Source organism: Herbiconiux sp. J20-20 (assembly GCF_057365085.1).
Genome location: NZ_CP195122.1, coordinates 1,523,496 through 1,548,693, shown reverse-complemented (window position 1 = coordinate 1,548,693; position 25,198 = coordinate 1,523,496). Strand labels below are relative to the sequence as shown.

Annotated in this window: 23 protein-coding genes and 3 tRNA genes; 8 read left to right on the top strand and 18 right to left on the bottom strand. The window is 68.9% G+C overall.

Features of this window, described 5'->3' with window-relative positions; all coding sequences use genetic code 11:
- Positions 1-44 precede the first annotated feature (44 nt).
- On the bottom strand, positions 45-1,217 hold the full coding sequence (locus ACR3ZA_RS07440) for an acetyl-CoA C-acyltransferase (RefSeq protein WP_473661360.1): 1,173 nt from the start codon (positions 1,215-1,217) through the stop codon (positions 45-47).
- 208 nt (positions 1,218-1,425) lie between these two features.
- On the opposite strand from ACR3ZA_RS07440, the gene ACR3ZA_RS07435 reads away from it, so the two are divergent.
- A complete protein-coding gene (locus tag ACR3ZA_RS07435; RefSeq protein WP_473661359.1) occupies positions 1,426-2,205 on the top strand; it encodes an IclR family transcriptional regulator domain-containing protein in 780 nt (259 codons plus the stop codon).
- On the opposite strand, the gene ACR3ZA_RS07430 is transcribed toward ACR3ZA_RS07435, so the two are convergent.
- The 4 genes from ACR3ZA_RS07430 to ACR3ZA_RS07415 are packed head-to-tail and all read right to left on the bottom strand — an operon-like array spanning position 2,183 to position 4,747.
- Complete coding sequence (locus ACR3ZA_RS07430; protein WP_473661358.1) at positions 2,183-2,878, bottom strand: alpha/beta fold hydrolase; 696 nt, start codon at positions 2,876-2,878, stop codon at positions 2,183-2,185. The two genes, ACR3ZA_RS07435 and ACR3ZA_RS07430, sit on opposite strands and share 23 nt — an antisense overlap.
- Before the next feature lie 47 nt (positions 2,879-2,925).
- Positions 2,926-3,642, bottom strand: coding sequence for a cation efflux transmembrane domain-containing protein (locus ACR3ZA_RS07425; RefSeq protein WP_473661357.1), 717 nt, complete (start codon positions 3,640-3,642; stop codon positions 2,926-2,928).
- Positions 3,630-3,974 carry a Cd(II)/Pb(II)-sensing metalloregulatory transcriptional regulator CmtR gene (gene cmtR, locus ACR3ZA_RS07420; protein WP_473661356.1) on the bottom strand — a complete coding sequence of 115 codons (345 nt, stop codon included), beginning with the start codon at positions 3,972-3,974 and terminating at the stop codon, positions 3,630-3,632. Before cmtR ends, ACR3ZA_RS07425 begins: the two co-directional genes overlap by 13 nt.
- Before the next feature lie 38 nt (positions 3,975-4,012).
- On the bottom strand, positions 4,013-4,747 hold the full coding sequence (locus ACR3ZA_RS07415) for an SDR family oxidoreductase (protein ID WP_473661355.1): 735 nt from the start codon (positions 4,745-4,747) through the stop codon (positions 4,013-4,015).
- Positions 4,748-4,840: 93 nt separating this feature from the next.
- On the opposite strand from ACR3ZA_RS07415, the gene ACR3ZA_RS07410 reads away from it, so the two are divergent.
- Positions 4,841-5,518 carry a TetR family transcriptional regulator gene (locus ACR3ZA_RS07410; protein ID WP_473661354.1) on the top strand — a complete coding sequence of 226 codons (678 nt, stop codon included), beginning with the start codon at positions 4,841-4,843 and terminating at the stop codon, positions 5,516-5,518.
- A 23-nt stretch (positions 5,519-5,541) separates the two neighbouring features.
- On the opposite strand, the gene ACR3ZA_RS07405 is transcribed toward ACR3ZA_RS07410, so the two are convergent.
- The 3 genes from ACR3ZA_RS07405 to ACR3ZA_RS07395 all read right to left on the bottom strand — a co-directional run bounded on the left by ACR3ZA_RS07405 (position 5,542) and on the right by ACR3ZA_RS07395 (position 9,040).
- The gene (locus ACR3ZA_RS07405; RefSeq protein ID WP_473661353.1) at positions 5,542-6,384 is read right to left on the bottom strand and encodes an ABC transporter permease; all 843 of its coding nucleotides are present in this window, start codon (positions 6,382-6,384) and stop codon (positions 5,542-5,544) included.
- Positions 6,381-7,364, bottom strand: coding sequence for an ATP-binding cassette domain-containing protein (locus ACR3ZA_RS07400; protein WP_473661352.1), 984 nt, complete (start codon positions 7,362-7,364; stop codon positions 6,381-6,383). Before ACR3ZA_RS07400 ends, ACR3ZA_RS07405 begins: the two co-directional genes overlap by 4 nt.
- Before the next feature lie 95 nt (positions 7,365-7,459).
- Complete coding sequence (locus tag ACR3ZA_RS07395) at positions 7,460-9,040, bottom strand: reverse transcriptase domain-containing protein (protein ID WP_473661351.1); 1,581 nt, start codon at positions 9,038-9,040, stop codon at positions 7,460-7,462.
- A 733-nt stretch (positions 9,041-9,773) separates the two neighbouring features.
- Between ACR3ZA_RS07395 and ACR3ZA_RS07390 the strand changes: the two genes are divergently transcribed.
- Positions 9,774-10,658 carry a restriction endonuclease gene (locus ACR3ZA_RS07390; protein ID WP_473661350.1) on the top strand — a complete coding sequence of 295 codons (885 nt, stop codon included), beginning with the start codon at positions 9,774-9,776 and terminating at the stop codon, positions 10,656-10,658.
- 83 nt (positions 10,659-10,741) lie between these two features.
- The gene (locus tag ACR3ZA_RS07385) at positions 10,742-11,194 is read left to right on the top strand and encodes a hypothetical protein (protein WP_473661349.1); all 453 of its coding nucleotides are present in this window, start codon (positions 10,742-10,744) and stop codon (positions 11,192-11,194) included.
- A 1,177-nt stretch (positions 11,195-12,371) separates the two neighbouring features.
- On the opposite strand, the gene ACR3ZA_RS07380 is transcribed toward ACR3ZA_RS07385, so the two are convergent.
- From ACR3ZA_RS07380 to ACR3ZA_RS07365, 4 genes are all read right to left on the bottom strand, one after another.
- Positions 12,372-13,352 (bottom strand): uracil-DNA glycosylase, encoded by a 981-nt coding sequence (locus tag ACR3ZA_RS07380; protein ID WP_473661348.1) that lies wholly within the window; start codon positions 13,350-13,352, stop codon positions 12,372-12,374.
- 338 nt (positions 13,353-13,690) lie between these two features.
- Positions 13,691-13,763 (bottom strand) — tRNA-Phe (locus ACR3ZA_RS07375).
- A gap of 64 nt (positions 13,764-13,827) precedes the next feature.
- A tRNA-Asp gene (locus ACR3ZA_RS07370) sits at positions 13,828-13,901 on the bottom strand.
- A 23-nt stretch (positions 13,902-13,924) separates the two neighbouring features.
- Positions 13,925-13,997, bottom strand: a tRNA-Glu gene (locus ACR3ZA_RS07365).
- 272 nt (positions 13,998-14,269) lie between these two features.
- Here ACR3ZA_RS07365 and ACR3ZA_RS07360 point away from each other — a divergent pair.
- Both ACR3ZA_RS07360 and ACR3ZA_RS07355 read left to right on the top strand, forming a co-directional pair.
- Complete coding sequence (locus tag ACR3ZA_RS07360; RefSeq protein ID WP_473661347.1) at positions 14,270-15,526, top strand: peptidoglycan DD-metalloendopeptidase family protein; 1,257 nt, start codon at positions 14,270-14,272, stop codon at positions 15,524-15,526.
- Between the two features lie 27 nt (positions 15,527-15,553).
- Positions 15,554-16,777, top strand: a complete 1,224-nt coding sequence (locus ACR3ZA_RS07355; RefSeq protein ID WP_473661346.1) for an NlpC/P60 family protein — start codon at positions 15,554-15,556, stop codon at positions 16,775-16,777.
- A gap of 285 nt (positions 16,778-17,062) precedes the next feature.
- Here ACR3ZA_RS07355 and ACR3ZA_RS07350 read toward each other — a convergent pair whose 3' ends face one another.
- Positions 17,063-17,557 carry an inorganic diphosphatase gene (locus tag ACR3ZA_RS07350; protein WP_473661345.1) on the bottom strand — a complete coding sequence of 165 codons (495 nt, stop codon included), beginning with the start codon at positions 17,555-17,557 and terminating at the stop codon, positions 17,063-17,065.
- A 46-nt stretch (positions 17,558-17,603) separates the two neighbouring features.
- Here ACR3ZA_RS07350 and tilS point away from each other — a divergent pair, with 46 nt between their 5' ends.
- Positions 17,604-18,629, top strand: coding sequence for a tRNA lysidine(34) synthetase TilS (gene tilS / locus ACR3ZA_RS07345; RefSeq protein ID WP_473661344.1), 1,026 nt, complete (start codon positions 17,604-17,606; stop codon positions 18,627-18,629).
- A 42-nt stretch (positions 18,630-18,671) separates the two neighbouring features.
- On the opposite strand, the gene ACR3ZA_RS07340 is transcribed toward tilS, so the two are convergent.
- From ACR3ZA_RS07340 to ACR3ZA_RS07325, 4 genes are read right to left on the bottom strand one after another with little or no spacing between them, the layout of a single operon-like run.
- The gene (locus ACR3ZA_RS07340) at positions 18,672-20,327 is read right to left on the bottom strand and encodes a DUF885 family protein (RefSeq protein WP_473661343.1); all 1,656 of its coding nucleotides are present in this window, start codon (positions 20,325-20,327) and stop codon (positions 18,672-18,674) included.
- Positions 20,324-21,367 (bottom strand): LLM class flavin-dependent oxidoreductase, encoded by a 1,044-nt coding sequence (locus tag ACR3ZA_RS07335; protein WP_473661342.1) that lies wholly within the window; start codon positions 21,365-21,367, stop codon positions 20,324-20,326. Before ACR3ZA_RS07335 ends, ACR3ZA_RS07340 begins: the two co-directional genes overlap by 4 nt.
- 3 nt (positions 21,368-21,370) lie before the next feature.
- Complete coding sequence (locus ACR3ZA_RS07330; RefSeq protein ID WP_473661341.1) at positions 21,371-22,459, bottom strand: LLM class flavin-dependent oxidoreductase; 1,089 nt, start codon at positions 22,457-22,459, stop codon at positions 21,371-21,373.
- 16 nt (positions 22,460-22,475) lie between these two features.
- The gene (locus tag ACR3ZA_RS07325) at positions 22,476-23,654 is read right to left on the bottom strand and encodes an aminotransferase class I/II-fold pyridoxal phosphate-dependent enzyme (protein ID WP_473661340.1); all 1,179 of its coding nucleotides are present in this window, start codon (positions 23,652-23,654) and stop codon (positions 22,476-22,478) included.
- Between the two features lie 150 nt (positions 23,655-23,804).
- Here ACR3ZA_RS07325 and ACR3ZA_RS07320 point away from each other — a divergent pair, with 150 nt between their 5' ends.
- Entirely contained in the window at positions 23,805-24,533 is a 729-nt protein-coding gene (locus ACR3ZA_RS07320) for an aldolase/citrate lyase family protein (RefSeq protein WP_473661339.1), read from the top strand.
- 42 nt (positions 24,534-24,575) lie between these two features.
- Here the strand turns inward: ACR3ZA_RS07320 and ACR3ZA_RS07315 are convergent, their stop codons facing one another.
- A complete protein-coding gene (locus ACR3ZA_RS07315) occupies positions 24,576-25,151 on the bottom strand; it encodes a winged helix-turn-helix transcriptional regulator (RefSeq protein ID WP_473661338.1) in 576 nt (191 codons plus the stop codon).
- Between the last annotated feature and the right edge of the window lie 47 nt (positions 25,152-25,198).

The following is a 25,198-nucleotide window of genomic DNA, read 5'->3' as shown; positions in this document are numbered from 1 at the left end:
GCGGGCACGCTCGGCGAGCACCTGGGCCGCCTCGCGGTGCGAGCTCAGAACGCTTCGAGGATGATCGCCGAGCCCTGACCGCCGCCGCCGCAGATGCCCGCCGCGCCGACCGACCCCGTGCCGGCGGCGCCGAGGCGCCGAGCGAGATGGCCGACGATGCGGGTGCCGGAGGCGCCGATCGGGTGGCCGAGCGCGATGGCGCCGCCGTGCGCGTTGACGAGCGCCGGGTCGACGCCGAGCACGCGCGTCGACTGCACGGCGACGGCGGCGAAGGCCTCGTTGATCTCGATCGCGGCGAGCTCGTCGGCGGCGAAGTCGGTGCGGGCGAGGGCCGACTCGATGGCGCGGGCGGGCTGCGAGTGGAGGGTCACGTCGGGGCCGGCGACGAAGGCGTGCGAGAGGATCCGCGCGAGCGGGTGGATGCCGCGGATGCGCGCCTCGTCCTCGTGCATGACCACGACCGCGGCGGCGCCGTCGGAAATCTGCGAGGAGTTTCCGGCGGTGATCGTGCCGTCCTTCGAGAACGCGGGGCGGAGCGCGCCGAGCGACTCGAGGGTGGTGTCGGCGCGCAGTCCATCGTCGGTGTCGACGAGGGTGCTGCCGCGGCGGGAGCTGACCTCGTAGGGGGCGATCTCGTCGGCGAGGAACTCGGTCGAGGCGGCCAGCCGCTGGTGCGAGGCGGCGGCGACCTCATCCTGCTGCTCGCGGGTGATGGCGAGGCCCGGGTTGCGCTCCTCGGTGGACAGGCCCATCGAGCGCGACTCGAACGCGTCGGTGAGGCCGTCGTGCTCCATCGTGTCGAGCAGCTCGATCGCGCCGTAGCGGGTGCCGGTGCGCGAGCCCGGCAGCACGTGCGGGGCAAGCGACATGGACTCTTGGCCGATCGCGACGACGATGCGCGCCTCGCCGGTGGCGATGAGGCGCGCGGCGGCGGTGACCGATTCCATGCCCGACAGGCAGACCACGTTGAGGGTCTGCGCCGGAACGTCGTAGGAGAGGCCCGCGGCGATGGCGGACTGGCGGGCCGGATTCTGGCCGGCGCCGGCCTGCAGCACCTGACCGGCGAAGACGTGATCGATGTCGTGCGCGGTCAGCCCGGCGCGCGCGATGGCCTCCGCGGCGGCGTGCCCGCCGAGGGCGGTCGCGGGAACGGTGGCGAACGCGCCGAGGTAGCGCACGAACGGGGTGCGGGCGTAGCCGGCGATGACGGCGCTCATCGGGCGCCTCCCGCGGGGGCGTGGGTCATGGGTTCGCAATACGACCACATAGTGGGCACCGGGCTTCCTTGTCCTGTCCGACGATCTCCCTTCCCACGCTAGGAGTTTCGAGCATCGGGGTCAATCGCTCGGTCGGCGATGCGCGACGTGGCGGGCAGTGCGTGAGCGGGCGGGCAGCAACTGTCTACTATGTGAGCACGAGGTGGCGATGAGTGCAGAGGTTCGCGGCAGTCAGGTCGTGCGACGCGTGAGCGCGATCCTGCGGGTGGTCGGTGCCCACGAACCGGGTGGGATCACGACGGCTGTGGTTGCCGAGCGCACGGGGTTGACGCGCCCGACGGCGCACCGGCTGCTGCGCGCGCTCGCCGCGGATGGACTGCTGGATCAGGACGAGGATCGCGCGCACTGGCATCTGGGGCCGGAGGCGTACCTGCTCGGCACGGTCGCGGCATCCCGCTACGACGTGGTCGACGCGGCGCGCGAGAGCGTTCGACTGCTCGCGGACCGCACCGGCGAGAGCGCGTTCTTCTCGATGCGGCGCGGCGAGGAGACGGTGTGTCTGCTGCGCGAGGAGGGCAGCTTCCCGGTGCGGTCGTTCGTCCTGTCGGAGGGAGTCCGCTTCCCGCTCGGGGTGGCGTCGGCCGGTCTGGTGATGCTGTCGTTCGAACCCGACGAACGGATCGACGACTACCTGACGCGCGCGCAGCTGGAGCGGGAGTGGGGGCCGGGGCATTCGGCGGAGGCGATTCGCGAGCGGGTCGCCGCGACGCGCGAGGCAGGCTATGCCGTGAACCCGGGGCTCGTGCTGGAGGGCAGCTGGGGCATGGGCGCCGCGGTGTTCGACGACCGGGGTGAGCCGCGCTGGGCGCTGAGTCTGACCGGGATCGAGGCGCGCTTCCGCGCCGAGCGTCAGCCGGAGCTGGGTCGACTGCTGGTCGAGCAGGCCCACCTGGTCTCGCAGCGGATCAGCCCAGTGCCGCTTCGATGAACACGGCGAGCTCGTGCGGCTTGGTCAGCTGCGGCCAGTGCCCGGTCGGCAGCTCGATGATCTCGCGGTGTCGCATGCGCGCGAGCTCCGCCACGTAGGGGTGCCCGCCCGCGATGAACTGCTCGAGCAGCTCACGCGGCATGGTGCAGGTGATCACCGTCACCGGCACGTCGTAGCGGCGCTCGTCGCTGAGGCGCTGCGGCTCGGTGGCGACGCCGACCGGTTCGGGCACGGCGATGCGCCGGAACTCGGCGCGCAGCGTCTCATCGAGGTCGGCGAGTTCTTCGTCTTCGAAGGCGCCCCAGTCGGGCAGAGGGATGCCGTGGCCGTCCGGCTCGAAGTCGTCGTTGATGACGGCGCCCTCGCCGAGCGGACCGGAGTCGACGTAGACGACGCGTGCGATGCGGTCGGGTCGCGCATCCACGACGCCGTGGGCGATCGCCCCGCCGCCGGAATGCCCGACGAGCGCGACCGGCCCGGTGAGCTCATCGACCAGGGCGACGACCGCGTCGATGTGGGTGCGCAGGCCGATGCCGGTCTGGTCGGCGGTGGCCGACTCCTTGCCGGGCAGGGTCGGGGTGAGCACCTGATGCCCCGCCGCGACGAGCGTCGGCGTGACGGGCGCCCAGGATTCGCCCTGCAGCCAGAATCCGGGAATCAGGATGACGTGCATGCGCGTCACGCTACGCCCGACCGCCGACGCTGTCGACGGGAGGAGGCTCAGTCGTGGTCGTGGTCGTGGTCGTGGTCGTGGTCGTGGTCGTGGTCGTGGTCGTGCGCATCCGCGTCCTCGAGCAGCATGCCCACCGAGGTCGCGCAGGTGTCGCCCTGCCAGGCCTCGATCCCTTCGCGGATCGCGAAAGCGGCGATGAACAGCGCGGCGACCGAGTCGGCCCACGCCCATCCGAAGAGCGAGTTGAGCGCGAGGCCCGCCAGCACGGCGACGGAGAGGTAGGCGCAGATGAGCGTCTGCTTCGAGTCGGCGACGGCGGTGGCCGAGCCGAGTTCGCGTCCGGCGCGGCGCTCCAGCAGCGAGACCATCGGCATCACGACGACGCTGAGCGCGGTCAGCACGAGTCCGACGGTGCTGTGCTCGGGTTCGGTTACCCCGGCGAGCGACAGCACCGCGCTCACGGTGACGTACGCGGCGAGCAGGAAGAACGAGACGGCGATGACCCGCAGTGTCGGCTTCTCCCAGCGCTCCGGATCCTTGCGCGTGAACTGCCAGGCGACCGCGGCGGCCGACAGGACTTCGATGACCGAGTCGAGGCCGAATCCGATGAGTGCCGCTGAGGAGGCGACGGTGCCGGCGGAGATCGCGATGACCGCCTCGATCGCGTTGTAGCCGATCGTGAAACCGACGATCAGCCGGATGCGGCGCTGCAGCACAGCGCGGCGGGCGTCGGTCAGGGCGACGGTGGTGCTCACTCGCAGCACCCGTCGACGGCGCAGTTCGGGTTGTCGCAGGCGGCGCCCGCGTCGACCGTCTCGACCACCGCGAGCAGGTCGGTGAGCGCATGACTCAGGTGCGGGTCGGTGATCTCGTAGCGCGTCTGGCGCCCCTCCGGCGTCGCGGTCACGAAGCCGCACCCGCGCAGACAGCTCAGGTGGTTGGAGACGTTGGGGCGCGTGAGGTCGAGCTCGCGGGCCAGCTCGGCCGGATATCCGGGGCCGTCGAGGAGGGCGAGCAGGATGCGCGCCCGGCTCGGATCGGCCATCGCTCGCCCCAGCCGGGTGAGCACGTCAACACGCGTCGGAATGGTCAGCATGCACTGACCATACAGTCATCGCTGAATTGTTTGCAACGCTAGATCGCGCCGCCGTTGGCGTAGATGGTCTGCCCGTTGATCCAGCGCCCGGCGCCGGCGAGCAACGAGACGACTTCGGCGATGTCGGCCGGGGTGCCGAGCCGGTTCATCGGGTTCAGCTGCGCCAGTCGGGCGATCGTCTCGTCGTCTTTGTCGCGGAGGAACAGCTCGGTCGCGGTCGGCCCCGGGGCGACGGCGTTGACGGTGATGTCGCGGCCGCGCAGCTCTTTGGCCAGCACGATGCTGACGGCGTCGACGGCCGCCTTGGTGGCGGCGTAGGCGGAGTAGCCGGGCAGTCCGAGCTTGACGACGGTGCTCGACAGGTTGACGATCGCCCCACCCGGGCGCACGCGACGCGCGGCCTCGCGGCTCACCACGAAGGCGCCGCGCACGTTGACGCGGTGCATGCGGTCGAAGGCGTCGAGCTCGAGCTCGGCGAGCGGCGCGAGCTGCATGACGCCCGCCGAGTTGACGACGACGTCGATGCCGCCGAACTCGGTCTCGACCGTGTCGAAGACGCGCGCCATCGTCGCCTCGTCGGCGACGTCGGCCTGGAACGCCCGGGCCTGACCGCCGGCGCTGGTGATCGCCGCGACGGTGGCGTCGGCCTCGGCGGAGTTGCTGCTGTAGACGACGGCGACGGTCTGGCCGTCGTCGGCGAGCCGTTCGGCGACGGCGCGACCGATGCCGCGGGTTCCGCCGGTGACGAGCGCGATGCGGGGAGAGGTGGTCATATCTCTGCTTTCGTTCGAATGTTAGCGTCGATAACACTAGGCGAAGCAGCCGAGGCGTGCAAGGCGATAACGGTCGGCTGTTATCGTTCACGCATGACCTCCGCCGATGACCGCCGTGCCCGCGTGATCGCCGCCGCGGCGGGGCTGCTCGGCGAGAGCGGCCGTGCGGCGGTGACGACGCGGGCGGTGTGCGCGGCCGCGAACGTCCAGCCGCCGACCATCTACCGCCTGTTCGGCGATATGGATGGCCTGCTGGCGGCCGTGGCCGACGACGGGTTCTCGCGCTACCTGGAGCGCAAGCGGGCGACGCCGCCCGGCGACGACCCGGTGGGCGACCTGCGGGCGGGGTGGGATCTGCACGTCGGCTTCGGCCTCGAGTTCCCGGCGCACTACCTGCTCATGTACGGCGGCGGACGCGAAGCCGCGGGAGGGGCGGCGCACGAGGCGGCCGAGCTGCTCGGTGCGATCGTGCACCGCATCGCGCTCGCCGGACGACTCCGCGTGGAAGAGGCCGTCGCGGCCGAGATGGTGCACGCGGCCGGACGTGGGGTGACGCTCGCGCTGATCGACGGCGGGGCAGCGGCGGCGCCCGAGCTGTCGGAGCGCACCCGAGACGCGGTGATCGCCGCGATCACCACCGCCGAACCGGCCGCGGCTGGGCTGAGCGCGCACGCCCTCGCGATCCGGGCCGCCCTCGAGGGCGGGGAGCTCGACTACTCGCCCGGGGAGCGGCTGTTGCTCGCCGAGCTGCTGCGGCGCGTCGCCGACTGAGCCGGGCTCCCGCAGCCGCGCCGCTACCGCGACAGCGTCGCGAACTTGCGGATCGACAGCGGCACGAACACCAGCAGCAGCACGACGACGCCGATCAGCACGGTGGCGATCGGGTTCTGGGCGGTCCAGGCATCCCCGGTCGGGGTGCCGGGCGGCACGTTGCCGAACAGCTCGCGCGCCGACTGCACGAGGGACGAGACCGGGTTCCATTCGGCGAAGATGCGCAGGGGCGTGGGCAGGTTCTCACTCGGCACGAAGGCGTTCGAGATGAACGTCAGCGGGAACAGGATCAGGAACGAGGCGTTGTTGATGATCTCGGGACTCTTCACGCTCATGCCGAGGAACGCCATCACCCACGAGAACGCGTAGGCGAACAGCAGCAGCAGGGCGACGCCAGCCAGGAACTCGGGAACGGACGAGTTGACGCGCCAGCCGACGACGAATCCGGTGCCCATCATCACGATCATCGAGAGCGCGTTGATGACCAGGTCGCCGTTGGTGCGCCCGATGAGCACCGCCGCGCCGCTCATCGGCAGGGTGCGGAAGCGGTCGATGATCCCGTCTTTCAGGTCTTGCGCCATCGCCGAGCCGGAGTAGGTGGAGCCGAACACGACCGTCTGGGCGAAGATCCCGGCCATCAGAAACGAGGTGTAGCCGTCGCCGGGAATGTCGATGGCGGCGCCGAACACGTAACTGAACAGCAGCACGAACATGATCGGCTGGATGAGGCTGAACAGCAGGATCTCGGGCACGCGGATGATCTTCATCAGGTTGCGCCAGGTGGTGACCCAGCCATCCGAGAGCAGCCGGGTGAGCGGGGTGCCGGGGATCGCCTGCAGCGTTCCGCTGGTCGTCTGGGTGCTCATGCGGGGGCCTCCGTCGACTCGTCTTCGGGCTGTTCGGCCACGTGCCCGGTCAGTTGCAGGAACACGTCGTCGAGCGTGGGGCGGCGCATGCCGGCGTCGTGCAGCGCGATGCCGGCGGCGGATGCGGCGCCGACGATCGCGCTGAGCGCCGACGGCCCGTCGTCGACGGGGACGATCCAGGTGCGCCCGCCGGTGAGCGCCGGTTCGCCGGTGCCGAACCGCGCCAGGATGTCGCGCACGGCGGCGCCGTCGGCCGGGTCGACGACGGTGAGGGCGACGCGCTGCCCGCCCACCGACGACTTGAGCTCGTCGGCGGTGCCCTTCGCGATGACGCGGCCCTCGTCGATGACCGAGATGGAGTCGGCCAGCCGGTCGGCCTCCTCCAGGTACTGGGTGGTGAGCAGCACGGTGGTGCCGTCGGAGACGAGGGTCTCGATGACATCCCACAGGCCCAGGCGACTGCGCGGGTCGAGGCCGGTGGTCGGCTCGTCGAGGAACAGCACCGGCGGTTTGATGACGAGCGCGCCGGCCAGGTCGATGCGGCGGCGCATGCCGCCCGAGAATCCCTTCACCGGGCGGTGCTGCGACTCGACCAGGTCGAACAGCTCGATCAGCTCGGTCGCCCGCTGCTTCGCGACCTTGGTGCCCAGGTGGTACAGCTTGCCGACCATGACGAGGTTCTCGAAGCCGGTGAGGTTCTCGTCGACGGCCGCGTACTGGCCGCTCGCGCCGATCATGCGGCGGATCGCCTGCGGGTCGTCGAGCACGTCGACGCCGTCGATGGTCGCGGTGCCGGAGTCGGGGCGGATGAGGGTGGTGAGCACCTTCACCGTCGTCGTCTTGCCCGCGCCGTTCGGCCCGAGCAGCGCGGTGACGGTGCCCTGCGGCACCTCCAGGTCGAGCCCGTCGAGCGCCCGCACGACCGGCGCCCCCTTCGGGGTGTAGGTCTTGACGAGTCCGGACGCCGCGATGAAAGCCATGCGGCGGATGCTACTCGGTGGGGGTGGCGGTGGGGTGTGGATGACCGAGGCCAAGTGCACGCCGCCGACGTTGCAGGAGTATGGCCGAGCCGGCGTCAGTCGTCGTACGGGTTCGATCCCCCGCCGGAACCGCCGCGACCGCTAGGCGTATGCGGCGGCTCGGTTTCGGGCTTCTCAAGCGTTGGAATGTACGGGCTCTTGGCGCTGATGTCGACAAACGTCACGCGCGCCTCAAGTAGTGGCGCGAACTCGTCGTAGTAGTCATCGGGGATGTCTCTGCGCTCCGCCCCGCGGAGCGCAAGTTGATAATAGAGTAGCCAGTACTCGTCTCGCATGTAGCTCGCTGGCTTCCGCCGTTCGAATGCATCGACGAAGCGGGTTACGGCGGCGATGTGTCTCGAGTCCTCGATCAGTAGGGCTAGCAAGAGGCAATCGCCGGAGTCGACTATCGCAGCGACGGATGCCTTCTCAATTGATGCCGATTCGACGAGCAATGTGTATAGAACCCACGTCGCTGCGTCCGTGCGGCGTGTGGTTGCGTGCTCGCGCAGAATGCGGTTCAGGACGCCGGCCCGTTGGGTGATCGCCGACCCGCCGACATCTCCCAAGATCCGGCACGCTGTGCCCATCGCGATCGGTCTCAAGAAGCCAATTTCCAACAGGCGATCGACTAACGCGAGCCGCAGGTCGTCGTCAACGCCGTTGGACTGAAGAGATTCTTCGATCGTTACGAGCGCGTATCGGAGCGCCCCGTCTTCTTCGCCGCCCTCCCGAGACTCAATCGCTTGGTCAATCAGGTCAAGCAAGCTGCCTTTGGATCTGCGACCACGAACGGCCACCCGCAGTTCACGCATCCAGCGCGGTCTGGCGGGCGCAGGCAACTCCGAGATAGTCGTCTTCCCCGGATGAACCGCCAACTTCAGAGTCGCAAGTTCATCTCGGACTTTTCGGATGAAGGCCTCGGCTTGGTCCCGACTGGTTGCCGCGAAGTAGTAGTCATCTATGAAGCGGAGGTATTCGTAACCATCTCTCCGGAGACGTGCGTCGACTGCACCGAGGATGATCTCACCGACGATGCTTGATGTGCCCGGCCCAACCGAGATCCCGGTCGTTTCTCGGCGCCGTCCTTCGCGCAGCGCCGTGTCAAGTTGATTCGCCCAATCGGCTCGGTCTCTCTGGGCCGCCTTCGCTTGTTCGATCCCGTGCACCGCCCAGGGGATCGCGTGCGAGTAGATGGATCCGTAGAAGTTCGTGATGTCGATCTTGGCTAAGAATCTAGACCCGGGTCGCATCAGCCCACCAGTGCTGGCGCCACTGATCATCGAGAAGACGCGGCCGTCGGCGTGTTTCGTTACGCGAAGTGCACTCGAGGGGTTCGAAGTGATTTCGCGCCACTCTCCCCATGATGACTTGAGCTGCCGACAGATCTTGGCGAAGGCGCGCGGGTGCAGTAGCTCCATATTGCGCGGCGCAAGATCGAATCGCGTCGCGCGCATTTCGACCGCGCCGTAACCGCTATTGCGATTGTCTGGCAACTTGAGGAGCTTATTGACCAGTTTCGGCGTGAGCTCTGTCGAAACGAAACATGGAGGGAACTCGTCCCCGCGTTTGGCAACTCGCGGGAAGAAGTGATGCGCGAGAAGTCCCTTTTCGATCGCTTCTGCGCTCAGCGGCACGATCCAATCCTCTCGATTGACTTGCTCTGCCTCGGAGCGCCACCGGCATGGCGAGCGCCATTCACTCACTTTCGCCGCTAGCGAGTATGGCAGGCGGAGACCAGTCTGCGGCGCGATCGAACCGTGGTGTCGACGACCTGCGCCGCCGCTTTCGGGTGAGGCTTGCGCATCGCGGACATGACTCCGGGCCTCGCGTGCGCATCACCGACAACGCGCCGTGCATGTATTGATGCAGATTGCGCTGAGCACTCGACCCGGCCATCAGAACGAATGAGGCCCCCATCCTGATGGGGGCTTCGAGCGGCCCGACGGGCGTCGATCTCGTGACCTTGCGACTTTCAGGTGAGGCCTGATGCCGCGTTTCGCCGATGGTGACAGCCGAAGGTGCTCCAGATCGATGTTGCGGGGTCGACAATGTGTGGAGCGGTCATCGCGGTGACTCCGTTCGAGAGGGTTGTAGGGGATTCCTCGAAGGATCACACGGTGACCGCGCCAGCGTCGTGAACGACGAGTGCCACCACCGCGAGCTATACCACTATCCGGGACTCCAGTCATCCCCGCACAACCTCGCCGCCAACCCGGGCGGGCGCGAACTGTGCGCGTACTGCCTAGCCGACGGGCCGCGCTGACCGCGCGCGTTGCGGGGCATAGGGGGGTGCATCCCGCGTCGCTGGGAGCTCCGGAGGCGCGGCACGCGATCGCGAAGTGAGTTTCTCTCTTGTAGTCTTCGCTCATGACTTTGACCGAAGTGGAGCTGCGTGCGTCATTGCCGACTGCGACGCAGGTGCTCATTCCCGTGGTTGAGGCGCTGCGTCAGCGCGACGGATCTGCGACGAACGCGGAGATTTCGAAGCACGTCCTCGACGAGTTCCAACTGACGGAGGCGCAGCAACAGGTCATGCGTTCGGACGGACGTCGGCCCCAGATTGAGCAGGCCATATCCGAAGCGAAGAGCCTCCTGGGTAAGGCGGGCCTCCTTTCCAGAAGCGCGCGCGGCGTCTGGTCCCTTACCGAAGCAGGAGCAGACGCATCTCCTGAGACGATCGAAGAGGCTCCGCGCGTTGCTTGGGCGATCTACCGGGATAGGCGCGCCGCCCAAGGCCTGGACGTCGAAGACGACATTGATGTCTCGGAGGACGAGGAGGTTGAGCGGAGTTGGAAGCAGCTCCTGATCGAGCGCCTGCTTCAACTCGATCCGAGCGCTTTTGAACGCCTTGCGCAGCGCATCCTCCGCGAGGCTGGGTTCGAAAGCGTCCGCGTCCGTGGGCGCAGCGGCGACGGCGGAATTGACGGCGAGGGCGTATATCGCCCGCTGCCGCTGATCGGGTTCCAGGTGTACTGGCAGAGCAAGCGATACGCCGGTACCGTCGCGGCCGAGGACGTGAGGAACTTCCGTGGCGCGATGGTTGGTCGAGGCGATAAGGGGCTTTTCATCACAACGGGCACATTCACTGGGCCCGCGCGCGACGAGGCTTCGCGGGAAGGCGCGCCGCCGATTGACCTCATCGACGGTGACGCATTGGCGGAGTTGCTAGCCAGCCTTGGGCTTGGAGTCCGTATCACGGAGCGGATCGAAAAGGACTACCGGTTGGAGCCGGAGTGGTTCGACAACCTCTAGTGGGTCGGGCCTTTTTGGGCGTCGCAAGGCTTTTCCCTCCCACTCGGTCGGTACGCCGTTGACCGTCTCGCTAAAGTAACCTCATGTCTCTGCCGCGAATCGTGGGTGCGCTCGGAGCACTCACGCTATTGCCCTTGCTGACGAGCTGCACGATCAACATTGGTGGGTCGAGCGAGCCGAGCGTGCCGAGTGAGCCGAGCGCCCCTGCGCCAGTCCCGATTTCGGGCCCGACTTCCGGCGATTGGGAGGCTTGCGACGGAATTGCCCCAGCGATCGAAGATGGTCTGAGCGGTATCAGAGTGGGCTCAGCGGCCTCGAACGCTCGCGTCCTGGTCGATGTCGCCAATGATCTCTCGTCGCGTCAACGTGCAGCTGATGACCCGGAGATCAAAGCGGCGGTTCTTTTTGCCAGGAACGCAATGGTCGCAGCGTCCGACGTTCTCGCAGGCGGCGGCGTTCTCGAGAACTCGGATCTTGCAATCATGGGGGATGCGTTGTACGCGGCGATTGATGTCTGCGACTCAAACTTGCGGTAGCCGCGTACCCGGCTCGAATCGCTTGTTTGAGGTTCAACGGAGGTCTTCCGGGCGGGCCCGATCATGTTTGGAGGGTTGAGGCCGGAACGTACGTCGTGCTGGGTTAAGGCTCGAAGAGCCCACGACGTTGGCGGAGAGTAGTCGTGTAGCTCGTGTAGCTCGTGTAGCTCGTGTAGTTCGTGCAGCCGTGCGGGCGAAGCTGGCAACTGGATTGATTTCCGTTCGCGAAGCCAAGTGGTCGCCGGGGTGTGATCTGGCGCTACTCCTTGGCAGAACTCAGCTCGTTGGACGCGATCGAACGGTAACCGGCGGTGCTGCGGTGGCGATCGAGCGCGGTTGCCCTCTGCGGAAATTATGGCCTTCGACGATGTGATCGACCTTGTCGCGACGCGCGCTGGCGCTGTGCTCGATTCGTGCCAATCTTGGGGCTCGCTACGGCGACATGTTGCGCCTTTCTGCTTGATTCGAGGCGGTCCGGTCCGAAATCCGGTCGGCGCCGAACCACGCCGACCGGCTACAGAGGGTACTGATCAAATCATGTTCCGGTGATAGTTCACCGACCTGCGCAGGCCATGCGGATTCGATCGAAGGCGGGAAGCCTGCCCACGGCGCGTTGGCGGGGTTCCCCAGCGATTCAAGCCGGTGCGCGGCAGCCGGCACGTTGCGACGGTCGCGGGCCCTCGTGGTCTGCGGCCGCTGGCACGAAACGCCTGGGCGCGAGCGTGTGGAGCGTGTGATCGCAAATACGCAGGCGGTCAGCCGCAACGCGACTGTCGATCTGAGGGTTTTGTAGTTTGCGGTCGGCATCGAACTCACGACCGATCGGCCCTCGCGGGGGTCTGCTGTTTCGGGCGGTCGTAGTTAAGATGTGGGGCGACAAGTAGTTCGGAACTGCGACGCCGCAGCCCACGCTGGTTCTGTTGATCAAGCGTGAGGTTCCGGGCGCGCGGCTTGCGGGCACAGATACCGACTGGAAGTCGGCACCGCGCGACCGCTGGCGACGCGAGCGACCGGGGAAATCGATCTGCGCGCGGAGCGCTCGCAGTCGCGAGCTATTGACCGTTGTTTCTGGCTGCAGCAGCGCGAAAGAAGCGAAAGGCAGGGGTTGGGCCGGCGCTACGGTGCCCCATCCTTCAAGTGCCAGCCCCGTGTGGTGAGGGAAATCGCTGCGGGGGAGTCAGCCAACCCAATCAATGGTTCGGTGGCCCGACGACCGCAAGAACTCGTTGATGCGAGAAAAAGGTCGGGAGCCCGAGAAAGCCGGCAACTGTAGAGCGCCAGCTGCCATGGGCGACGGGTGCGAGGTCTTGAGCACAAGATGGCGACTCGATATTCGTCCCTCTAACTGAGACGCATGATGCCCCAACAGGAGGAATGCAACTGGTCTAGCGCTGGCGTTGACAACGTCGATTGTCGCTTCGACCAACGGGCGCCAGATCTCAGCGTGCCGTGCGTAGGCATTGCGAACGCCCAAGTCGTCAGCCTGCGACTGCACGGTGAGGCTCGTGTTCAACAGCAGGACGCCTTGAGAGGCCCAGTCTGTCAAGTCCCCGTTTGCCCTTAGCGGCCCGCCGAGATCGTGTTGTAGCTCATCAAAGATGGCGCGAAGAGTTGGAGGCGCGGCTTTCGCGGCATTGACGGAGAATGCGAGCCCGTTGGCATCGCCAGGGCTGGGGTATGGATCGCTCCCGACCACAACCACCTTGACCTCACTCGGAGCGCAGTGCCAGTACGCCCTAAACACGAGCCCTTGAGGAGGGCTAACCGTTCCGACTGCAAACGCTCGTTCTCGCATTCCATTGATTTCCGGCTGCCCCAGGTGCGTCGAGCCCCAGGTGCCTCGTGGGAACGCCCCGAAGTCAAGCTGCGTGTTTGGCGGGCCGACCGCCGTTCGCTCTGGCGCCGGACTGTCGCGACGATACTCGTGCCCCGTCACCTTGTCATAGACCCACAGCACCATCGCTGCGAGTATCCAGCCGGTTGGGAATAGCCCGGCCAGGACGCCCAGGAAGAACGGCCCGTTGTTGCTCGCGACGAGCACGCCTGCCGCTAGCGACACGATGATCGTGACGGTCACAAGCCGGCGGAAGTACTCGTTGTCGCCTTCTTTGTCGCCGCCCATCACCATTGCTTCCCGACGCGGGAGCAGGACCGCCACGCCCCAATGATGGGATCGCCGCCAAATCGATCGCACGCTTCCTTCACAGTTCTCCCGTCGTCGTCGCGCGCTCGCCATTAAGCCAGGGAGTGAGCAAACCTTGCGTGAGCCTCGCCGGACCGCGCCCCCTTTGTCCGTGGTCGCGCGGCGTGGTGTGCAAACACCGCGGCCCGGAGTCGCGCTGTGCTCACTCTGTGCGCAGTGTGGCCAAGCGACACGCACTCGGTGGCGATGCCGAATGGTGGTCCCCGCAGGAAGGCATGCGGCGCGCATTGAGCGACGCCCCGAAGAACGGCTCGTCAAAAAACGAAAGCCCCCATCGTCATGGGGGCTTCGAGTGGCTCCGACGGGCGTCGATCCCGTGACCTCACGATTTTCAGTCGTGCGCTCTACCAACTGAGCTACAGAGCCTCGGGAGAATCCTCCCGATGTGGAGCGAGCCTCTCCAGATTCCTCAGGAGAGGCTCGCTTTCCGCGACCCTGACGGGACTTGAACCCGCGACCTCCGCCGTGACAGGGCGGCACGCTAACCAACTGCGCTACAGGGCCTTGCTATTTGATTGTGTGCTGAGTGACCCCAACGGGATTCGAACCCGTGCTGCCGCCGTGAAAGGGCGGTGTCCTAGGCCACTAAACGATGGGGCCATGAAATAAATCACATAGCAACCGAGGGTCAAGCATACGCACGGCGCGCCAAAAACTCCAATCGACGCAATCGGCCGTTTCGGCGCGCGCAACACGGCCTTCCCAGCCGCCCGGGTTAGGTTCAAGCCAGGGTCGAGGGTTACGGCGCTGCGGCTCGAGGCATCCCAGTGATTTCAATGCTGGGCAAGTCTCGGGGTTGTTGCTAATGTGACTCGTGTTGCCTTTGTGACTCGTGTGGGCCAAATCCACGTCACGAAGATTTGAGGAAAATCATGGGATCACATCCCGGCCGGGGGGCCGTGGGCGCGAGCCGCATCGCACACTGGCGGGCGGCGCGCCCGCGGACGGCCGCGCTCCTGCTCGCGCTCGCCCTCATTCCCGCGCTCGGCGTCGCCGCACCCGCCACCGAGACCGCCAACGCGGCGGTTCTCGTCGACTACCCCAGCTGGGATGACGTCCAAGACGCCAAGGCCGATGAGGCGGCGGCCAAGGCCGAGATCACGCGCATCAAGGCGCTGCTCGCCGACCTCGAAGACGAAGTCGCCGAGACGCAGAAGGTCGCCGAGGAGAAAGGCACCATCTACGCGGAAGCGCAGACCGCCTACGACGAGCAGGCCTACGTGGCGCAGCAGCTCCAGGAGCAGGCGGATGCGGCCCAGGAGGAAGCCGACGACGCGAAGCGTGTCGCCGCTCAGCTGATCGCCAACCTCTCCCGCGGCGCCGCCAGCACCGACCTCACCGCGACGCTGTTCGCACAGAGCGACGAAGCGGATGCGCTGCTTTACAACCTCTCGGCGCAGCAGAAGTTCAGCACGACCAACCAGCAGCTCTACTCGCGCGCCGTGCAGCTGCAGAACAACGCGCAGGCGCTCACCGACCAGGCGGCCGTGGCGCGCGAGCTCCTCGACGAGCTCCGCGCGATCGCCGAGGCGGCCTTCGAAGAGGCGCAAGAGGCCGCGATTGCCGCGCAGGAGGCCTACGACGCCCAGGCCGAGAACAAGGCGCGCCTGGAGGCGCAGCTCGAGGTGCTCACCACCAAGCGCGAAGTCACCGAAGCGGACTACCGCGCTGGGGTCGAAGCGCGCGCGGCCGCATCCGGCGGGGTCGTCAACGCCCAGGGCTGGGCGAACCCCACCTCGGGCTACATCTCGAGCCACTTCGGCATGCGCTACCACCCGATCTACCACGTGTGGAAACTGCACTCCGGAACCGACATCGCCGGCGGCGGCTACAACGCCCCCATCTATGCGGCGGCCGACGGACGCGTCGTCTACGCCGGCTACTACAGCGACCTCGGCTACTACATCAAGATCGATCACGGCAGCGGGATCGTCACCGGCTACGCCCACATCAACACCGGCGGGATGCTCGTCTCGGTCGGCGAGATCGTCATCGCCGGGCAGCAGATCGCGAAGGTCGGCTCAACGGGGGGCTCGACGGGACCGCATTTGCACTTTATGGTCTACCAGAACGGGGTTCTCACCAATCCCGTCACGTTCATGCAAGACCGGGGGGTCACGCTTGGCTAAGCGGGCACGGAGCGAACAGGGGCGCTGATGACAGCGAGCCGTCGCTTCAGGGGAGCGACGGCAGTAGCCGTCGCTCTCGTCGTCGCGCTCGTTCCGGGCGTCGCCGCTCACGCGGCCCCGATGCCCGACTACCCCAGCTGGGACGAGGTCGAAGCGGCCAAGGCGGATGAGGCGGCCAGCGCGGCCGCCGTCGCGCAGATCGAGGCGGCGCTCGCCGAGCTCGAGGCCGAGGCGGCCGAACTCGGCAAGGTGGCGCTCCAGCGCGCCGAGGAGTCCGACCTGGCGCAGCAGGAGCTGGATGCGGCGACCGTACGCGTCGAGAACCTCCAGACGCGCTCCGACGAGGCCCGCGAGCAGGCCGATGAGTCGGCACGACGGGCCGCGCAGATCCTGACGCAGCTCTCGCGCACCGGGGGCGGTGATCCGACGCTCGCGCTGCTGTTCGGCTCGGCCGAGGACACCGACGAGGTGCTCTCGATGCTCGCCTCCATGTCGCGCCTGAGCGAGACCTCGCGCTCGCTGCTGGAGCGGGCGGTGTTCGACCGCAACGCGGCCGACTCGCTCGCCGCCGAGGCGGAGCTCGCCGAGGAGAAGCGAACCGAACTGGCCGCGGTGGCCGCCGAAGCGCTCGCCGAGGCGCAGGCGGCCGTCGATGAGGCGCAGGCGCGGGTCGAGGAGACGCGGGCCGACTCCGAGCGCATGTACGCGCAGCTGGCGAGCCTGAAGAACACCTCCGCCGACCTGGAGCAGGCCTACCAGGAGGGTCTCGCCTGGGAGCGGGATCAGGCCGCCGACCCCACGCCGCCGGTGCCGCCCGCCGACGACCCCGACCCGCCCGCCGAAGACCCGGCGCCGCCGTCGAGCGACAAGGTCGCGGGGGCGATCAGCTACGCCCGGGCGCAGCTCGGCGAACCCTACGTGTGGGGCGGGGCAGGGCCGAGCGGCTGGGACTGCTCCGGGCTCACCATGATGGCGTACTCGTCGGTCGGCGTCTCGATCGGCGGGCACGGCTCGACGAGCCAGTACAACTACCTGAAGTCGGCGGGGAAGCTCGTCAACATCGCCGACCTGCAGGCCGGGGATCTGCTGTTCTACTCCGACGGCGGGTCGACGACGGGCACCAAGTATCACGTGACGCTCTACGTCGGCAACGGCAAGATGATCGAGGCACCGTACCCGGGGCAGGTCGTGCGCGAGGTGTCGATTCGCTACGGCGATCTGGTGCCGTACGCGGGGCGTCCCACCGGCTGACGCGGGCACGGTTTCGATACGCCGCTGGCGCGGCTACTCAACCCGCTTGCAGGTCGAGTAGCCGACGAAGTCGGCGTATCGAGGCCAGGGGTGCGCGACGCGGTTTCGATACGCGCTTTGCGCTACTCAACCCGCTGGGACTTGGGTTTCGATACGCCGCTGGCGCGGCTACTCAACCCGCAAGGTTGAGCTGGTCGAGTAGCCGACGAAGTCGGCGTATCGAGGCCAGGGGTGCGCGCGGGCGGGGTTTCGATACGCGCTGCGCGCTACTCAACCCGCTGGGCGCTAGTGGGTGGGGGGAACGTAGGCGGCGAGGCCGGCCTGCACGACACGCTCCGCCTCGGCGGCGTCGCCCCAGCCCTCGGTCTTGACCCACTTGCCGGGCTCGAGGTCCTTGTAGTGCTCGAAGAAGTGCTCGATCTCTTTGCGCTTGTACTCCGGGACGTCGTTGATGTCCTGGATGTGGTCCCAGCGCGGGTCCTTCGCGGCGACCGCGATGACCTTCGCGTCGCTGCCGCCGTCATCCGTCATGTTGAACACGCCGACGACGCGCACGCTCATGCCGATGCCGGGGAACAGCGGGTACTCGCCGAGCACCAGCACGTCGACCGGGTCGCCGTCGAGGCCGAGGGTCTTCTCGAAGAAGCCGTAGTCGGTCGGGTAGGCCATCGGCGTGTAGAGCACGCGATCGAGCATGACGCGACCGGTCTCGTGGTCGATCTCGTACTTGTTGCGGCTGCCCTTCGGCACCTCGATGGTGACGTCGTAGTACTCGGCCATATCCTCGGTCTCTCGTCGCAAGTGGTTCTCGCATTACGTTAGTCGAATGGTCGCGCGTCCGAGACTCACCCCGGCGATCGCCGACCTCCGGCGCGCGGTGCGCGGCGCCCTCACCGAACCGGCCGGAACCCTCGTGGTGGCGCTCAGCGGCGGCGGCGACTCGCTCGCCCTGGCGGCGGCGACCGCCTTCGAGGCGCCCCGGGCGGGTTGGCGGGCGGCGGCGGTCATCGTCGACCACGGGCTGCAGGACGGCTCGGCCGAGGTCGCCGAGACGGCCGCGGCGCAGGCGCGCGAGCTCGGCCTCGACCCGGTGACGGTCGTGCGCGTGAGCGTGGCGTCCGACGACCCTGCCGGCCCCGAGGCGGCGGCCCGTGCCGCGCGCTACGCGGCCCTGGATGCGGCGGCCGACGACCTCGGCGCCGACGCGATCCTGCTCGGCCACACGCTCGATGACCAGGCGGAGACGGTGCTGCTGGGTCTGGCGCGCGGCAGCGGCGCCACGAGCCTGCAGGGGATGCCCGCCAAGTCCGGCCGCTACCGGCGACCGCTGCTCGGCATCCCGCGGGCGACCACCCGGCAGGCCTGCGCCGACGCGGGCCTGACGTTCTGGGACGACCCGCACAATACCGACGCGCGCTACACCCGGGTGCGGGTCCGCGACCGCATCTTGCCGGTGCTGGAGGCGGAGCTCGGCCCCGGCATCGCGGAGGCGCTCGCGCGCACCGCCGAGCAGCTGCGCGAAGACACCGCCGCCCTCGATGCCTTCGCCGAGGAGGTCGCCGAAGACGTCGTCGAGCTGGAGGAGGCGGGCGTCTCGCTCTCGGTCGCGGCGCTCGCCGCGAACCCCGCGGCGCTGCGCCAGCGGATCATCCGGCTGGTGGCGCAGAGCGAGTTCCACGAGGCGCTCAGCCGCACGCACACGCTCGAGATCGCCCGGCTGGTCACCGACTGGCGCGGGCAGGGCGCCGTGGCCCTGCCGGGCTTCACGGCGGAGCGCCGCGGCGGCCGCATCCATCTCATCTCGACGCGCGCCGGCGAGCTCACCGGGCAGAAGCCGCCGCACGACCACTGACCGCAGCTGACCGAGCCGGAGCGCGGGCGAGCGTGTGCCGGATCAGCCGACGGGGTCGGCCAGCTCGGCCAGATCCGCGTCGAGGCGGTCGATCGCCGAGCGGTCGCCGAGGATCTCCCACCGCAGCAGCGAGAACGGCGTGTTGCCGTGCTGCCAGACCGCGTCGTGGATGCGGCGGAAGCTGAACTCCTCGCCCCAGGCCGCGATCGCATCCGCCACCAGGGCCAGCATCTGCTGCTTGCCCACGTGGTACGACATCGCCAGACCCGGCGTCGCCAGGTACATGGCCGACTCCTCGCGGGCGGTCTCGGCGTCCATCGGAACGGCGTTCACGAAGTGCTCGATCGCCTGCGCCAGCGTGAACTCGCCGGTCGCCAGGTTGACGTCGGCGATGACGCGCAGCGCGCGCAGCCGGGTGAAGTTGTGCACGACGGTCTCGGAGTGCGGGGCGTCGTCGAAGAGCCCCGCCATCAGCATCATCTCCTCGTTGTAGTGCGCCACCCCCTCGTTGGCGCTCGAGTCGATGTAGCGGCGGCGGATCGGGCTGGCGGAGGCCCAGCTGAGGGCGAGTTGCTGGTAGTGCGCGCCCTCGTGGATGATGCCCAGCCGCGGGTCCTTCGCGTTGGCGGCGTAGAAGTACGGCAGCTCGGTGCGCGGCTTCGGCATGTACGAGACGGCGTTCTGCGCGAGCCGGTGCTCGTCGGTGAGGTCGTCGGGCACGCCGAGGCTGCGCAGCTGCTCGATCCACGGCGGCATCTCGGCGATCAGGTAGTGCTTCAGGCTCTCGGGCTGGCTCAGCAGGTCTTCGCGCTCGTAGAAGTCGCGGATCTGCCGCTCGTGGCGTGCCTGGGTGTCGACCTGCTCCTCAATCGTGCGCGCCAGTTCGGCCGGCGGTGCGTTGCGGTAGCGGTTGCGGGTGAGCTGCTCCCAGACGATGGCGCGGTTCAGGTCCTGCGTGGCGGCGCGCACCAGGTCGTCCGGGTCGTCGGGGATGAGCGCGACCGCGCGCAGGAACCACAGGAAGCTGTCGCGACCGACCGCGCGCGCGGGCGCCATCCGGTCGGCGGCCGCATCGAGCCACGCGCACCACTCGTCGAGCGCGGCAGCGGCGGACTCCGTGGCGGCGTCGAGCGCGGCGTGACGAGCCGGGTCGACGTGGATGCGGAGCGCATCCGCGGCGGTGCGCACCCGGGTGCCGATCCTCTCCATCTCGGTCACGGCGGCGCGCGCAAGATCAGCGACACCGTGCTCCGCGAGGTGGGCGCGGGCGACCCCGACCTGGGCGGGTACGGCCGCCAGCACGGCGATCAGCGCGTCCTGGCGAGCGTCGTCGTAGGGCGGCAGCGGCAGGGTGAGGTCGTAGAACGGCCCGAGGATCTGCGAGTACTGGAACACCGCGTTGCGCTCCGCGTTGCGGGTGACGTTGAGGTCCCAGTGCGCGCGGTTCAGGATGGCGCCGGCGAGACGGTGCTCGATCTGCGCCGAGGGCGCCGCGGCGGAGGCGTCGACCGCGCGCCAGCGTGCGCGGAGCTCGGCGATCTCGACCCGGCGGCGCTCGAGGGCGGCGGGGGTGAAGTCGGGCATCCAGCCGACCGGGTGCGGCAGGCGGGGGATGTCGTCGCTGGAATGGAAGGCCCAGCGGAGGGTCGCCTCGACCACGTCGCGCGCGAGGGTGCCGAGTTCGTCGTCGTGGCTCATCTGTCAGATCCAATCGGGGTGGGGTCGGGGGCGGTCTCGGCGCGGAGGGCCGGCAGCACGGTGCTGCCGAGCAGGGCGATCGAGGCGAGCGGGTCGGGGCCGAGCGGCGGCCCGAAGCTGAGGTGGCGCGCGCCGAGGGCGAGCAGGTCGCGGCTGCGCTCGAGCACGTCGGCGGGCCCGCCGCACATGCCCATCCGGAGCATGGTCGGCGTGATCGCCTCGGCGGCCGCGTCGGCATCGCCGCGGGCGAGGTGGCGCTCGGCTGCCACGAAGTCCTCCGGCTCGAGGCCCAGCTGGCCGAGCAGGAACGGCGAGAAGGCGGGGCCGTAGTAGGCCAGCTTGAGGGCCAGGGCGCGTGCGGCGGCGGCCGGATCCTCGTCGAGGGAGAGCCAGACGCAGGCGGGCGTGTCCAGGTCATCGAGCGAGCGGCCGGCGGCGACGGCACCCTCGGCGATGTGGGCGCGCGCGGTCGTGAAGTGCTCCGGCGGCAGATGCAGTGCGATCACCCCGTCGGCCTCGGCGCCCGCGAAGGCGAGCATGCGCGGGCTCATCGCGCCGATGTAGATCGGCACCCGGGTCGACGGCGGGGTGAAGCGCAGGCGGGCGTCGGCCGTCCAGCCCTCGCCCGCGCCGTCGACCTCGACCGGGGCGCCGCCGTCGAGCAGGGCGCGGATCGCGCGCAGTGCCTGCCGCGTGGTCGTGAGCGGGGTCGGCTGGTCGATCCCGACCCAGTTCAGGAACTCGGCGGATCCGGCGGCCAGTCCCAACAGGAATCGTCCGCCGCTGAGCTCCTGCAGCGTCGCCGCTGTCATCGCCAATTCGGCGGGGTGCACCGTGTACGGGTTCATGATGCCCGTGCCGATGCGCAGCCTCTCGGTGCGCTGCGTGATCGCCCCGAGCACGGCCGGGGCCGAGTGCAGCATCAGATCGTTCGAGATCCACAGCTGGTCGATCCCCGCCGCCTCGGCGGCCTCGGCGACCGCGATCAGCTCGTGGCTGTCGAGGTCGTTGTTGATGCGAAGGCTGACCGTGGTCGGCACGGGCTAGCCCTGCCCGATCAGGCGGCGCCGCAGCTCGCCAAGCTCGGTGATCGACTGCCGCGTCAGCTCATCGCTGACGAGCGGGTACTTCGAGCGGAACATCACGTGGAGGTTCTCGCCGACCAGTTCGCGCACCTCGGCGAGGATCGGAAGCACATCGTCGACCGTGCCGAGGAGCAGCTCGCGGCGGCGCTGGGCGATCTGCTGCTCGCTGAGCATCCCCGGGTACCAGGTCTCGTATTCGGCCGGGTCGAGGCCGTACCAGTCGCCGTAGACGCGGCGGGTGAGCAGGTACGACTCCTCGACCGCCGCCCACGCCGCATCCACGCCGTCGGGGTGGAGGAAACCGCCGACGTTGAGAGACAGCGCGGGGGCGGTCGAGTCCCGACCGTGTCGGTCGAGGGCCTCGCGGTACTGCTCGAGCACCGCCGAGACACGGGTGATGAGGCCGCGGTTGCCACCGGAGCCGCGCTCGTACTCGTCCGCGTCGGTGCCCGCATCCATGCAGAAGCGGTCGCCGAGGCGGGCGGCGCGGTCGATCGCGGCGGGCGCGTGGCCGCCGAGCATGACCGGCGGTCCGGCCGGCCGCTCGGGAACGGGGCTGACGCGGATGCCGGTGCGGGTGTAGTGCCGACCGACGTGATCGATCTCCTCGCCCGTCCACGCCTGCCGGCAGATGTCGATGAGCTCCTCGGTGCGGCCGACGCGGTAGCGGCGCTCGGTGCCGAAGCCCGCGTATTCGATGTCGCGGTAGCCGAGGCCGAGGCCGAGCACGAAGCGGCCGTTCGAGAGCACGTCGAGGAACGCGGCGTCCTCCGCCATCCGCACCGGGTCGTGCAGCGGGGCGAGGGCGAGGCCGTAGCCGACGGTGATGCGGTCGGTCGCCTGCAGCATCGCACCGCAGTAGGCGGCGAGCGATCCGACGAAGTGCGCCTCGTGGAAGTGGTGCTCACTCACCCAGACGCTGTCGAGCCCGGCGGCCTCGGCCGCCTGCACCTGCGCGATCGACTCGCGCAGCGACTCGCCGTGGCTGAGTCCGAGCGCGGGGTGCCATTCCCCGGTGAATACTCCGAGTCCGAGTTCTACGGCCATGATGGTGCCTCCGTCTTCAGTGTGCCGCGTGGGCAGCGATGTCGCGGGCGCCACCCGCGGTCTCGCGGTACCAATCGGTCAGGATCCCGACGCCCTGGCGGATGGCGTCGGTCGAGGTGGCGAGCGAGAGCCGCAGCGCGTGTGGTGCCTGGAATCCGAAGGCGGTGCCCGGCGCGGTCGAGACTCCGCGTTCGACGAGGTCGAGCGCGGCGGCGCGGGCGTCGGAGGTCTCGTGCAGCGGCACCATCGCGTAGAAGGCGCCGCCCGGGCGCGGCACGTCGATGCCGGCATCGGTGAGAAGCTGCAGGGCGAGGTCGCGGCGTTCGCGGTAGGCATTCCGCATGGTGGCGACGGGCGTCTGGTCGCCGGTCAGCGCGGCGAGGGCGGCGGCCTGCGTCACGGTCGACAGGCACGCGACGGAGGACTCGAACACGCGGGTCACCGGGTCGACGAGCCAGTCGGGCACGAGCGAGTAGCCGACCCGCCAGCCGGTCATCGCGTAGGTCTTGGAGACGCTGTAGACCGACACAGCGTGCTCGGGGATGAGGCTCGCCATGCTCACCGGCTCGCCCTCGAACACGATCTCGTCGTACACCTCATCGCTCAGCACGAGCACGTCGCGCTCGCGAGCGATCTCGGCGATCTCCTCCATGACGGCGCGGGGCGCGACGCTCCCGGTGGGGTTGGAGGGGGAGTTGAGAATGAGCACGCGCGTCTCGGCGGTGATGGCGCGCCGGATGTCTTCGGGATCGACGACGTAGTCGCGCTCGGCGCGCAGCGGGTAGCGGTCGACGCGGCCGCCGGCGAGGATCGCCTGCATCTCGTAGTTGGGCCAGGCGGGGTCGGGGATGAGCACCGCGTCGCCGGGCGACACCATCGCGCGGATCACGGCATCGATGGCATGAACGGCGCCGTGGCTGATGAGCACCTTCGAGGCGGGCACCTCGAACCCGTAGCGGCGCTCGAGCGAGGCGGCGGCCGCGCTGCGCAGCAGCGGCGTTCCCGCGGCCTGCACGTAGGAGCTGCCGCGCCGCGCCGACTCGACGGCCGCCTCGACGATGTGCGCCGGGGTGGCGAAGTCGGGCTCCCCGATCTCGAGTCGCACGATCGGTCGGGAGTCGACGAGCACGAGGTCGACGATCTCGCGGATTCCGGAGTGCGGAAGCACGCCGGTAGCGGCGGTGGGGTGCGGCATGACGGCCCTTCGAAGCGATGCGGGCCTGTCGGGCGCCGATCTCGTATGTTTATCGTTGACGTGATTGTATCGTCCGTTTGTAAACTGAAAATGGCAATCGGGTTTCCTTTCGAAAAGTTTTCGAGCGATTGCCCTATGAATGGAGAACTCATGTCGACACGCATCGGGGCCTGGTCGCTCCTCGGGTCTCCGGCGGTCGCGGCGGTGATGGCCTCGGCCGAGCCGGACTGGCTCGTGCTCGACGCGCAGCACGGCCGGTTCGACGACGCGGCCGTCGTCGACACCCTCTCGCTGCTTGCCGGCGCCCCGACGCGCCCGCGCACGGTCGTGCGGGTCGCGGCCGGAGCTCCGTGGCTGATCGGGCGCGCGCTCGACGCGGGTGCCGACGGCGTCATCGTGCCGATGGTGCAGAACGCGGAGCAGGCGGCACTCGCCGCCTCCGCCTGTCGCTACCCTCCGCTCGGCTCGCGATCGTGGGGCCCCCTTGACGGCGCCCACGGCCGCACCCCCGCATCGGCCACTCAGGCCAACGAGCGCACCGAGTGCGCCGTGATGGTCGAGACCGCCGAGGCGGTCGCGGGTGTCGATGAGATCGCCGCCACGCCGGGGGTCGACATGATCTTCGTCGGCCCATTCGACTTGGCGCTCTCGCTCGGCACCGACGTGCCGTCGCTGCTGCGCGACAACTCGCCCGAGAACCCGCTCGACCGGATCGTCGCCGCCTGCCGTGCTCACGGCGTCGCCGCCGGCGCGTTCGCGGGCTCCAACGAGCTCGCTGCCCAGCTCGCGGCCCGCGGGTTCGACACCCTCGCGGTCGCCGTCGACACGATGCTGCTGCACGACGCGGTGGCCGCGCAGCTCCAGGGCGCGCCGCGCTGAGCAAGGCCGTGACGCCCCGGCGATCCCGGCCGGGGCGACGGGTCAGCGCTCGGTCGGGGTGAGGCTCGGCTCGGCGCCGCCGATGACCGCGGCGGGCGTGCGGGTGCGCACGATCTCGCCGATGCCGAGGAAGGTCTCGATGCGCTGCAGCCCGCGGATCGGCCAAATGCGGTCGAGCAGCAGGCGCTGCAGGTGCGCGTGATCGCGGATGCGGAACCGCGCCATCAGGTCGTAGCTGCCGGTGACGACGACGAGCTCGGTGAGCTCGTCAACGGCGCGCAGCTCGCCGATGATCTTCTGCACATCCGCATCGGTGGCGAGGGTCATCGGAATGTAGACGACGCTCGGATATCCGAGGGCCGCCCAGTCGAGCACGGTGGTGTAGCCGGTGATCAGTCCGCTGCGCTCCAGGCGTGCAATGCGCTCGCCCACGGCGGGCGAGGACATGCCGACCTCGCGGGCGAGCTGGCGCTGCGAGACGCGCGGGTCGGCCACGAGGAGCTGCAGCAGGCGGCGATCCACCTCGTCGAAATCGACCAGGTTGGCGGTCGGCAGAACCTCCGAGGTCATCGACGACATCGGCGACTGCCGGTCGACGTTGCGATCACGAGGGGTCATCGTCAACTCTTTCTCACGATATCGAACGGGTGCCACGAGCTTAGGGC